8 protein-coding genes and 1 pseudogene are annotated in these 11,888 nt (G+C 41.0%); 5 read left to right on the forward strand and 4 right to left on the reverse strand.

All coding sequences use genetic code 11. From position 1 onward, the window contains the following. Positions 1 to 257 precede the first annotated feature (257 nt). Both typA and G2999_RS13770 read right to left on the reverse strand, forming a co-directional pair. On the reverse strand, positions 258 to 2,096 hold the full coding sequence (gene typA / locus G2999_RS03895; protein ID WP_010178926.1) for a translational GTPase TypA: 1,839 nt from the start codon (positions 2,094 to 2,096) through the stop codon (positions 258 to 260). A gap of 211 nt (positions 2,097 to 2,307) precedes the next feature. Then, positions 2,308 to 2,487: pseudogene (locus G2999_RS13770) on the reverse strand (hypothetical protein); the annotation flags it as partial. A 324-nt stretch (positions 2,488 to 2,811) separates the two neighbouring features. On the opposite strand from G2999_RS13770, the gene glnA reads away from it, so the two are divergent. The 5 genes from glnA to rraB all read left to right on the forward strand — a co-directional run bounded on the left by glnA (position 2,812) and on the right by rraB (position 8,189). After that, positions 2,812 to 4,221 (forward strand): glutamate--ammonia ligase, encoded by a 1,410-nt coding sequence (gene glnA, locus G2999_RS03905; protein WP_010178930.1) that lies wholly within the window; start codon positions 2,812 to 2,814, stop codon positions 4,219 to 4,221. Between the two features lie 235 nt (positions 4,222 to 4,456). Beyond that, positions 4,457 to 5,530 carry a nitrogen regulation protein NR(II) gene (gene glnL, locus G2999_RS03910; RefSeq protein WP_010178932.1) on the forward strand — a complete coding sequence of 358 codons (1,074 nt, stop codon included), beginning with the start codon at positions 4,457 to 4,459 and terminating at the stop codon, positions 5,528 to 5,530. After that, positions 5,527 to 6,966: a nitrogen regulation protein NR(I) gene (gene glnG, locus G2999_RS03915; protein ID WP_010178934.1), complete on the forward strand. Its 1,440-nt coding sequence runs from the start codon at positions 5,527 to 5,529 to the stop codon at positions 6,964 to 6,966. Before glnL ends, glnG begins: the two co-directional genes overlap by 4 nt. Positions 6,967 to 7,080: 114 nt before the next feature. Next, complete coding sequence (locus tag G2999_RS03920; RefSeq protein ID WP_029257372.1) at positions 7,081 to 7,812, forward strand: 1-acylglycerol-3-phosphate O-acyltransferase; 732 nt, start codon at positions 7,081 to 7,083, stop codon at positions 7,810 to 7,812. Between the two features lie 17 nt (positions 7,813 to 7,829). Then, positions 7,830 to 8,189, forward strand: coding sequence for a ribonuclease E inhibitor RraB (rraB, locus tag G2999_RS03925; protein WP_010178939.1), 360 nt, complete (start codon positions 7,830 to 7,832; stop codon positions 8,187 to 8,189). Between the two features lie 432 nt (positions 8,190 to 8,621). Here rraB and G2999_RS03930 read toward each other — a convergent pair whose 3' ends face one another. Together G2999_RS03930 and G2999_RS03935 are read right to left on the reverse strand one after the other, a co-directional pair. Continuing rightward, entirely contained in the window at positions 8,622 to 11,393 is a 2,772-nt protein-coding gene (locus G2999_RS03930) for a valine--tRNA ligase (protein ID WP_010178941.1), read from the reverse strand. A 37-nt stretch (positions 11,394 to 11,430) separates the two neighbouring features. After that, positions 11,431 to 11,886, reverse strand: coding sequence for a DNA polymerase III subunit chi (locus tag G2999_RS03935; RefSeq protein ID WP_010178943.1), 456 nt, complete (start codon positions 11,884 to 11,886; stop codon positions 11,431 to 11,433). Positions 11,887 to 11,888: the final 2 nt, after the last annotated feature.

Here is an 11,888-nt window from a genome sequence, read left to right on the forward strand (position 1 = left end):
CTATCTGACACAAAGCATATTTTCAGAAATACACCACTGTTAAGGACACATCATGACGACCTTCACTAAAACTATCATGCTGATAAGCATAATTTTGCTTGCATGTGTCTGTTATTTCATTGGCACCGTCAAAGGGGCTATTGCATTTATTGCTTTAGGCATATTACTGGAAATATGCTTTTGGGTAGGTATTTTTAAAACAACAAAAAAAGCCGCTTCATAAAAAGCGGCTTTCCAAATCTTACATCACCAAAAGATTAATCTTTTGGTGCGCGACCTGCGCGTTTACGTTCGTTTTCAGTTAATAACTTCTTACGAATACGAATACTTTCTGGTGTGACTTCGACTAATTCATCATCATCAATAAATTCTAACGCTTGCTCAAGTGTGTATACAATTGGCGGTACAAGCGTTTGTGCTTCATCAGTACCTGATGCGCGAACGTTGGTTAATTGCTTACCTTTAAGCGCGTTAACGGTTAAGTCATTTTCACGACTATGGATACCAATGATCATGCCTTCGTATACTTCAACACCATGACCGATAAACATACGACCACGTTCTTGTAAGTTAAATAATGCGTTAGTTAATGCTTTACCTGTGGCATTAGCAATCAATACACCATTTTTACGCATACCGATGTTGCCACCTTTGTGCGGACCATAATGATCAAATGTATGATATAACAAACCAGAACCAGAAGTCAGAGTCATAAAGTCAGTTTGGAAACCGATCAAACCACGACTTGGTACGACGAAATCGACACGTACTCGGCCTTTACCATCCGGGGTCATGTTGGTCATTTCCGCTTTACGCAGACCAAGTTGTTCGATGATAGAACCTTGGTGCTCTTCTTGTAAATCGACCGTCATTGTTTCAAACGGTTCCATTAACACGCCATCTTCTTCTTTTAAGATAACTTCTGGACGTGATACTGCTAACTCGTAGCCTTCACGACGCATGTTTTCAATTAAGATACCTAAGTGTAATTCACCACGACCCGATACGCGGAATTTATCCGGATCATCCATTTCTTCTACACGTAATGCAACGTTATGAACAAGTTCAGCTTGAAGGCGCTCAAGTATATTACGCGAGGTAACAAACTTACCTTCTTTACCCGCAAATGGCGAGGTATTAACTTGGAAAGTCATCGTCACTGTTGGTTCATCAACGGATAATGCCGGTAGTGCTTCCACTTCGTTCACATCACAAATCGTATCTGAGATTTTCAACTCGCCTAAACCAGTAATTGCGATGATGTCACCTGCAGCTGCAGAATCGACATCATGACGGTCAAGACCTAAGTAACCTAATACTTTACCGACTTTACCGTTACGCTTTTCACCTTCAGCGTTCACGATAGTCACTTGCTGATTAACTTTCACGGTACCTCGTGTAATACGACCTACACCGATAACACCCACGTATGAGTTATAATCTAGCTGCGAAATCTGCATTTGAAATGCACCTTCAGGATCAGCGGCTGGCGGTGCAACTTGCTCTACAATCGTTTCAAATAATGGTGTCATGTCTTCGCTTGGCACGTCAACATCGTTGGTTGCCCAACCATTGATAGCAGAGGCATATACAACTTGGAAATCTAACTGATCATCAGTCGCACCTAGGTTATCAAACAAATCAAACACTTGATCGATAACCCAATCAGGACGTGCACCAGGCTTATCAATTTTGTTGATAACGACGATAGGCTTAAGACCTTGAGCAAATGCTTTCTGCGTCACAAATCGCGTTTGTGGCATTGGGCCTTCTTGAGCATCAACTAGTAATAATACAGAATCGGCCATCGACATTACACGCTCTACTTCTCCACCGAAATCGGCGTGTCCAGGAGTATCGACGATGTTGATACGGTAATCGTTCCAGTTAATTGCCGTGTTTTTCGCTAAGATCGTGATGCCACGTTCTTTTTCAATGTCGTTGGAATCCATTACACGTTCTTCAGCTTCACCACGAGACTCTAAAGTACCTGATTGCTGTAATAATTTATCAACTAAGGTGGTTTTACCATGGTCGACGTGAGCGATAATCGCGATGTTACGTAATTTCTCAATTGAGGTCTGGTTAGCAGACATGTAATGTACTCTCTATAAATAAAAATCAAGGCTATTGTAAACTGCGAATTACAGTACAACAGTATCATGGGCGCGCATTCTACAGACTTATGCACAAACTAAGCGACTAAATTTGCTGTTTTACAACTAAAAAAGCAGGCCACTATATAATAAATAGAGGTCTGCTTTTGGGTTTGGGCATGAATGCCCATTCATTTATAAGCGTTAATTAAAACGTGTAGCTTGCATTGAACTGACCACGGTCATGTGTATACACAGGGAAACCTAAAGTTGAGTTACGTGATGCTCCACCAGCAGTATCATCAGTACGGAACGCTTCACACCATGTGTAACGCATACGTGCAGAGATACCAAATTTCTCGTAGTATGCTGTTAAGTTATACGCATTTTGATCATTTTGGTTTGCAAAGTAAGACGACTATAATTTTTAATGGTGTTGTGACACAAAATATTCTACATTAGTAGTCGTTCTGTTATTTTAGGTCGAAATACGACTATTGCACCACTTTAACTCAACATTGCACCTATTTGGTGCTTAAATGGTGTGAGTTATGATTTTGACACCTTACATATCAATTTGTGTCCCATGTTTATCACGCTTTAGTCGTTTTAAATTAAATGGCATATAATTTGCTTTTAGCAGTAACACCCTAGTTCGTTTATTTAACAACGGGCCACAGATCACAGTTTTTTATAGTTAAATTGGAGACAAAGAATGTCAATTGAAAAGGCGTTAGAACTCATTAAAGAAAGCGAAGCAAAATTTATCGATCTTCGTTTTACAGATACCAAAGGTAAAGAGCAACACGTCTCTATACCTACTCATCAAATTGATGATGATTTTTTCGAAGAAGGCAAAATGTTTGATGGGTCTTCTATTGCTGGATGGAAAGGTATTAACGAATCAGATATGGTGTTAATGCCAGATCCAACTACCGTTGTCATTGACCCATTTGCAGAAGAAACTCAAATTAATATTCGTTGTGATATCGTTGAGCCATTAACAATGGAAGGTTACGAGCGTGATCCACGTTCTGTTGCGAAACGCGCAGAAGAATATTTAAAATCTACAGGTATCGGTGATACTGTATTAATCGGCCCAGAGCCAGAGTTCTTCTTATTTGACGATGTTCGTTTCCATACTGATATGGCAGGTTCATTCTTCAAAATCAATGCTGAAGAAGCAAAATGGAACTCAGGTACTGAATACGAAGACGGTAACATGGGTCACCGCCCAGGCGTTAAAGGTGGCTACTTCCCAGTACCTCCTGTCGATTCAGCGCATGACATCCGTGCAGCTATGTGTTTAGTGATGGAAGATATGGGTTTAACTGTTGAAGCGCATCACCACGAAGTAGCGACTGCAGGTCAAAACGAAATCGCCACTAAGTTTAATACCATGGTAGCGAAAGCGGATGAAATCCAAATTTATAAGTATGTTGTTCATAACGTTGCTCATGCTTACGGTCAAACAGCAACATTCATGCCGAAGCCTCTAGTTGGTGATAATGGTTCTGGTATGCACGTTCACCAATCAATCTCTAAAGATGGTAAAAACATCTTTGCCGGTGACAAGTATGCTGGTCTTTCAGAAGAAGCATTATATTACATCGGTGGTGTTATCAAGCACGCTCGTGCATTGAATGCATTCACAAATGCATCAACTAACTCTTATAAGCGTCTTGTACCAGGATTCGAAGCGCCAGTTATGCTTGCATACTCTGCACGTAACCGTTCTGCATCTATTCGTATCCCATTTGTAACCAGTGATCGTGCTCGTCGTATCGAAGTACGTTTCCCTGACCCAACGGCTAACCCATACCTTGCGTTCACTGCATTGTTAATGGCTGGCCTTGACGGGATCAAAAACAAAATCCATCCTGGTGATGCAGCAGATAAAGATCTATATGACTTACCACCAGAAGAAGCAGCAGCGATTCCTACCGTTGCAAGCTCTTTAGAACAAGCACTTGAAGCACTTGATGCTGACCGTGAGTTCTTAACCCAAGGTGGTGTTATGACAGATGACATGATTGATGCTTACATTGCACTTAAGCAAGAAGAAGTCACATTAATCAATTCTTCTACTCATCCACTAGAATTTGATATGTACTATAGCTGCTAAGCAATAGATATATTGATTCTTAAAAAGTCTGCTTCGGCAGGCTTTTTTTATGCCCGTAAATTATTTTATGAAAACTGATCAAAACGGCAAAGTAATTGCAGTAATTGATTTAGATTTGAGCTTTATGCACTAAAGTGGCTAGCGACTTCGTTAAAGTGCTATTTTATTTTGATTGCTCAGTAAAAATTAAATTAATTAATGGCGAACCGCACCTTTTTGGTGCATAGTTGGGATTATGCATATTTCATTCGACAAGATTTTCGATAACTTGATTACAGCAGTATTAGTCATCAATACTCGTTTTGAAGTTCAATACGCGAATCAAGCAACCCTTGGCTTCCTAAAAACAGGTCGTAAACAGTTATATCAATATCCTTTAAATGATTTTATCCTGTTTTCATCGTTAGATAAGAGCCGTTTCTTGAATGCACTCAGTGATCATGAAAATTTTAGTGAGAATGAAGTCGAACTCTGTTTAATTGATGAATCAGTGTTTTTGTTTGATATAGGCGTCACTTATCTTACTCAAGATAAAGAAGAGTTGTTGTTAATCGAAGCAAAACACATCGATCAGCAACGCCGAATTAGTAAGGAAAACCAACAAGCCGCCCAGCAAAATGCTGCAAAACAGTTAGTACGTGGTTTAGCGCATGAAATCAAGAACCCTTTAGGTGGAATAAGAGGCGCAGCACAGTTACTTGCTATGGAGCTAGACACTCCAGATCAGACTGAATATACGCAAATGATCATCAAACAATCCGATCGCTTACGCGCATTAGTAGATCGATTACTAGGGCCTAACTCGCTGCCACACTTTTCTTTTCAAAATATACATATGCCCATCGAGGCAGTATTGCAACTAGTCAAAGCCGATAATAAATACAATATTAATATCGTTCGAGACTATGACCCGAGTATTCCAGATGTCAATATTGATGCCAATATGATCCAGCAAACACTGCTCAATGTCATCAAAAACGCCATGCAAGCATTAGAAGAATCTGACGCTAAATTACCTCTAATTAGAATCAAAACACGCGTGGCACGTCAACAGGTTGTACTGGGTGAAAAACACCCTCTATGTGCAGTCATCCATATTTTTGACAATGGACCAGGCATTCCAAAATCTTTGCGAGATACGCTGTTCTATCCCATGGTTACCTCTAAAAAAAGTGGGTCTGGACTTGGCTTATCTATCGCACAAACACTAATACAACACCATCAAGGTAAAATAGAACTCGAGACGCGCCGTGGACAAACTGAATTTTCTATTTTTTTACCTATTACCAAAGTGGGAGATGAGTTATGAATAACGAAGCTGTCTGGATTTTAGATGACGATAGTTCCATTCGTTGGGTATTACAAAAAGCATTAAAAACAGCAGATATTGAATCTTGCTGTTTTGAAAACCCACACGACTTACTATTACAGTTGCGCTCAGGTCAAGTACCTGAGGTCATTATTTCAGACGTTAAAATGCCACAGATGGACGGAATAACGTTATTAAATGAAGTTCACTCACATTATCCTGAGTTACCTGTGATTATTATGACAGCACATTCAGACTTAGATTCAGCTGTGAACGCTTATCAATCCGGTGCCTTTGAATACCTTCCTAAACCTTTTGATATTACCGAAGCGGTCGGATTGACTGAACGTGCTTTGGCCCACGTGAAAGAACAAACAAAAGCACAACAGCCTTCGCCAACCTCGTTGAGTTCAGAAATCATTGGGGCTGCTCCAGCCATGCAAGAAGTATTCAGAGCGATTGGTCGACTAGCACGTTCAAGTATTTCGGTATTGATCAATGGTCAATCAGGTACGGGTAAAGAGTTAGTGGCCCATGCATTACATAAACACTCACCTCGTGCAAAAAAACCATTTATTGCATTGAATATGGCAGCTATCCCTGCTGATTTAATTGAATCAGAATTGTTTGGCCATGAAAAAGGCGCTTTCACTGGTGCTCAGTCCACTCGTAAAGGACGTTTTGAACAAGCCAATGGCGGTACATTATTTTTAGATGAAATTGGGGATATGCCATTGGATATCCAGACCAGGTTACTGCGCGTATTAGCAGATGGACAATTTTATCGTGTGGGTGGCCATGAAGCCGTATCGGTTGATGTTCGCATTATTGCAGCGACTCATCAAGATTTAGAAAAACTAGTCGCCATGAATAAATTTCGTGAAGATTTATACCACCGTTTAAATGTGATTCGTATCCATATTCCATCACTCAATGATCGCAAAGAAGATATTCCCTTACTAGCCAGCCATTTCTTGCAACGAGCGGCCAAAGAACTAGAAGTAGAAATTAAAGTACTTACTAAGGAAACTCAACAGCTGTTATCTGGATTGGATTGGCCTGGTAATGTTAGACAACTCGAAAATGTTTGTCGCTGGGTCACAGTGATGGCATCATCACAAGAAGTTTTACCCAGTGATTTACCTCCAGAATTACTACAATCAAAACAACCAGTACTACAAAATTCTAATCTAAACAGCAAAGAAGATCACAGTGGATCAGATACTTCATGGCAACACCTATTAGCGAAATGGACCGATGAACAGCTAGCGACTCATCAAGATGGGATCTTAAATAATGCCGCTTTTGAGTTTGAAAAAATTATGCTAGAACGTGCATTGATGCACACCCATGGTCATAAACAAGAAGCTGCTAAGCGTTTAGGATGGGGACGAAATACATTAACTCGTAAACTAAAGGAATTAGATATTCAATAAGTAAACTTCACATTGAGTTTTAAATGATCAATTTCGTTAAAATCTAAAGAGAAACTCTCCATCAACGATTATTTTCGGGTATAATCCACCCCAAATTTGTTATTGAGCGTACACGTGTTAGCTATAGTTAGATTCTTAATCCTCTTAATTTACTTTATTTTAATGAATAGCGTTTTATTCCTGATATTCATTTCTCGTCCCTTCCATCGAAATAGCGTCGCATTGGGTGGCCAGTGGTACGGTTCAATGGCAAAAATTATGGGATTAAAGGTAATTGTTCAAGATCGACATCACGTTGATCCTAAACAAACCTATGTCTGCATTGCTAATCATCAGAACAGTTTTGATTTGATAACCATATGTAAAGCCGCATTTAATGGTGTGGTCACAGTGGGCAAGAAAAGTTTAATTTGGATACCGTTTTTTGGTTTAATATATTATTTTTCTGGCAATATCATGATTGATCGTAAAAACTCTGGAAAAGCTCGTGACACACTAAAATTCACGGCTAAAAAGATCCTTGATGGGAATTTTTCAGTCTGGTTTTTTCCCGAAGGAACTCGTAGTTATGGAAAAGGGTTACTTCCATTTAAAACAGGCGCGTTCAGGATTGCAGAACAAACTGGGAAACCCGTATTAATGATTTGTGCGAGTGATACACACCACCAAATCAAATGGAATCGTTGGAATAACGGCACTGTATTAGTGAAATTTTATGAACCAGAACCGTTGAACTTAAGTACGGATATAAAAGGAAATACTGAGTACTTCCATCAAAAAATGGAAACACGTTTAGCAAAATTAACCGATGAAGCAGAGCAATTAAACCGACACATTCAAGCTTAATAGCAAAGGAAAGTATTATGAATATTGATGAGCGCGATGAATGGCTAGACTTTACAAACGAAATTGTTGATGCATTAATTAACGACGGAAGTGATCCTACTGGGACTTATACAATCGAACACCACCTTGCCGGGCAAAATTTTGATATGCTCGAAAAAGCTGCAGTAGATGCATTTAAAGCTGGATTTGAAGTAGGTGATGCAGAAGAAATGCCGTTAGATGATGGTGGCATCATTTTTAGTTTCGACGCGGTAGTTACCCGTCCGCTAAAACGCGATACGTTAATAGAAGACTTAGATGTCTTGCTTAAAATAGCTGACAAACATAAAGTACATTATGATGGGTGGGGCACACAATACATCGAACCTACACAATAACTCAAAAGCATAAAAAAAGTCTCTTAACAGAGACTTTTTTGTTTGTAGCTATGCTGATTTATCTAATATTCTCAAGTGAATATAAGCCACGTGTCTGATCGACCTTTGACCTTACTTCTTCTAATGCGCGTTTTTCAATTACTTCAAAACATTAGAGAAGTAATTCACCATACCTTTGTAATCCAGTAGCCTGTGTTGACTACTGGAAGTGTAAAGTGTCCCGCTAAGAGTTTTTGTCATTCTCTTTGCGGGATTTTTTTATGTAATCGATTGTGACTTATAAATAACTGATTTAAATATTAAAAATGCCGCAACTCTCTCAAGCGCGGCATCGATATACTTACTTAATTTGTCTAATTATGCTCAGCTATCAGGACGACAACCTCACTTAACTTAATCTACTTCAACAAACCTTCTTTTAACTAGCCCAAATCACAGCGCATCAATCGTTGCTTTCTGCTCGGCTAATTTCGCTAACTGCATATCCATATCAGCCAATTTAGCTTGTTCTTTTTCAATCACCGCTGGCGGTGCTTTACTAACAAAGTTTTCATTACCTAATTTACCTGCGGTGCGCGCACGGTCTTTTTCGATCTTTTCTGCAGCTTTAGCGATACGTGCTAGTTCTGCGGCTTTATCGATTAACCCAGCCATCGGGATCAACAGCTCCATCTCCCCTACCAGTGCAGTAGCAGATGCCGGCGCTTCTTCACCACCGGCAAGGACAGTAAAGCTCTCTATGCGCGCTAGACGCGTCAAAACAGTCTCAACATCATTGAAACGGCGTTGGTCTTCAGCGCTCACGTTTTTGGCTAATACGGTGAGTAGTTTGTTCGGCGAGATATCCATTTCGCCACGGATATTACGAATGCCGACAATACACTGTTTCACCCACTCAATATCTCCAGCCGCTTTCGCGTTTCGCTTGGTTTCATCGTATTGTACAAATGGCTGTACCATAATGCTCGTATCAGTACACTCAACCGAAGTTAACGGCGCAACACGTTGCCAAATCTGCTCCGTAATATACGGCATGAATGGGTGTGCTAGACGCATTAACTGCTCTAGGGTATTGATTAACGTATGACGGGTACCTCGCTTTTGCGCTTCAGTAGACTCGTCAGAGTTTAAAATAGGCTTAGATAGCTCTAAGTACCAATCGCAGAATTGATTCCAAGTGAATTCATATAGCGACTGTGCGGCGAGATCAAAACGATAATCGTTCATCGCCTTTTCAACATCATGGATAGTCTGTTGGAAGGTATCAATGATCCACTCATCCGCTAAGGATAATGTCAGCTCACCACCGTCTTTACCCGTATCAAACTCTTCGGTATTCATCAGGACAAAGCGTGACGCATTCCAGATTTTGTTACAGAAGTTACGGTAGCCTTCCACGCGTCCCATATCAAAGTTGATATCACGCGAGGTTGATGCCATTGCTGCAAACGTAAATCTGAGCGCATCGGTACCATAAGCATTGATTCCTTCAGGGAATTCTTTGCGGGTACTTTTTTCGATCTTTTTGGCATCTTGGGGGTTCATCATGCCGGAGGTGCGTTTTGCAACTAACGGCTCAAGCTCGATCCCATCTATCAAATCAATTGGATCCAACACGTTACCCTTAGATTTGGACATTTTATCGCCCTTTTCATCACGAATAAGGCCGGTGATATAAATATCTTTAAACGGAATTTTACCCGTGAATTTTTTGGTCATCATAATCATCCGGGCTACCCAGAAGAAAATGATATCAAAACCAGTTACCAGCACAGAACTTGGTAAGAAAGTCTCTAGCTCCGGCGTTTCTTCCGGCCAGCCCATGGTAGCAAATGGCCATAATGCTGATGAGAACCAAGTATCTAGCACATCTTCATCTTGGCGCAGAGCCACATCATCCGCTAAACCATGTTTAGCTCGCACTTCCGCTTCATCACGTCCAACATAGACGTTGTTCGCCTCATCATACCAAGCTGGAATACGATGTCCCCACCACAGCTGACGTGAAATACACCAATCCTGAATATTGTGCATCCATTGGTAATAGGTTTTATTGTAATTTTCAGGTACAAATCGGATCTCACCGCTTTCTACCGCCTCAATAGCAGGCTTGGCTAATGACTCAACGGCCACGTACCATTGGTCAGTCAAATACGGTTCAATCACCGCACCGGAGCGATCACCGCGAGGTACTTTTAATTTATGCTCATCGATTTTGACTAAAATACCATTGGCATCTAAATCCGCCACAATCTGTTTACGCGCATCAAAACGGTCTAACCCTTGATATTGTTTTGGCGCCACATCATTGATTTTGGCATCATCAGTCAAAATATTAATCATCGGTAAAGCATGACGTTTACCCATATCATAATCGTTAAAGTCATGGGCTGGCGTGATTTTCACGCACCCAGTACCAAACTCTGGGTCAACATAATCATCGGCAATGATCGGAATTAAGCGTCCAGTAATAGGTAACTTGATTTCTTTACCGATAAACCCTTGGTAACGCTCATCATCAGGATGTACGGCAACGGCCGTATCGCCTAACATGGTCTCAGGACGTGTGGTAGCTACCACTAACTCACCAGAACCATCCGCCAGTGGATAGCGCATGTGCCACATGTGACCGTTTTCTTCTTCATTTAATACTTCTAAATCAGATACAGCAGTCAACAAAACTGGATCCCAGTTAACGAGACGCTTACCACGGTAAATTAAACCTTCTTCGTGCAATTTAACAAACACTTCTTGGACAGCATTGGACAAGTCATCATCCATCGTGAAAGCTTCACGAGACCAATCTGGTGATGTGCCTAAACGGCGCATTTGCTGGCTGATGTTACCGCCTGATTCTTCTTTCCATTCCCAAATTTTATCCACAAATGCCTCACGACCTAAATCATGACGCGTTTGCCCTTTAGCATTTAACTGACGCTCTACTACCATTTGCGTCGCAATCCCGGCATGATCGGTACCGCATTGCCACAATGTATTATCACCTTTCATACGATGATAACGAGTTAACGCGTCCATAATGGTGTGCTGAAACGCATGGCCCATGTGCAAATTACCCGTCACATTAGGTGGCGGTAATAAAATACAATAAGGGTCGCCATGACCAGATGCTTTGAAATATCCCTTGTCTTCCCACGCTTTATAGCAGGCTTGTTCAATATCGCTGGGATTAAATGTCTTATCCATGGGTGCTCTCAGTTAAAAAATTGGGGATGTAAAAATGTTATGCGTTCGTAATGTCGGAGGCATTAAAAAAAGCCATCTGACAACCTGCGCGTTTAAAAAAGGCGTAACGCTGACGGGCCCGTATTTTATCAGCCTCAGCAACAGGAACAAAGTCGTAAATTGTATGATAACGTTCGGGATTTGGTATTTGAAGAGCAGCAACATTGACTACGATACTGCGTATGGGGCTTTGATTGCCCCATGTCACCTCGACTGCGGCTCCTCCATGTGGGCCTTCACCAGCAATATTATGGGCGATAAATCGCTCGGGTGGGTGTTGCCATAACAAATCACTGAACGCTTCTGCTTGAGCTTGATCTGTGCACAAAACAGTCAAACGTTTCTTTTCGCCATAACAGCGCGCCACTAAATCGCATGCTAAAACAGCAATGGAACTAGCATCAAAGCCAGTCCCATCTTGTTCGGTAAGTTGGTAAAAGTTCGCTTGGGTCATAT

The organism is Glaciecola sp. HTCC2999, from assembly GCF_000155775.1.
Classification (GTDB): domain Bacteria; phylum Pseudomonadota; class Gammaproteobacteria; order Enterobacterales; family Alteromonadaceae; genus Opacimonas.

Excerpts from the sequence above, each read along its gene's own strand:
- G2999_RS03935 (WP_010178943.1), bottom strand. The coding sequence starts at position 11,886 with ATGACCCAAGCGAACTTTTACCAACTTACCGAACAAGATGGGACTGGC.
- glnL (WP_010178932.1), top strand. The coding sequence starts at position 4,457 with ATGCATATTTCATTCGACAAGATTTTCGATAACTTGATTACAGCAGTA.
- glnA (WP_010178930.1), top strand. The coding sequence starts at position 2,812 with ATGTCAATTGAAAAGGCGTTAGAACTCATTAAAGAAAGCGAAGCAAAA.
- rraB (WP_010178939.1), top strand. The coding sequence starts at position 7,830 with ATGAATATTGATGAGCGCGATGAATGGCTAGACTTTACAAACGAAATT.
- typA (WP_010178926.1), bottom strand. The coding sequence starts at position 2,096 with ATGTCTGCTAACCAGACCTCAATTGAGAAATTACGTAACATCGCGATT.
- glnG (WP_010178934.1), top strand. The coding sequence starts at position 5,527 with ATGAATAACGAAGCTGTCTGGATTTTAGATGACGATAGTTCCATTCGT.
- G2999_RS03930 (WP_010178941.1), bottom strand. The coding sequence starts at position 11,393 with ATGGATAAGACATTTAATCCCAGCGATATTGAACAAGCCTGCTATAAA.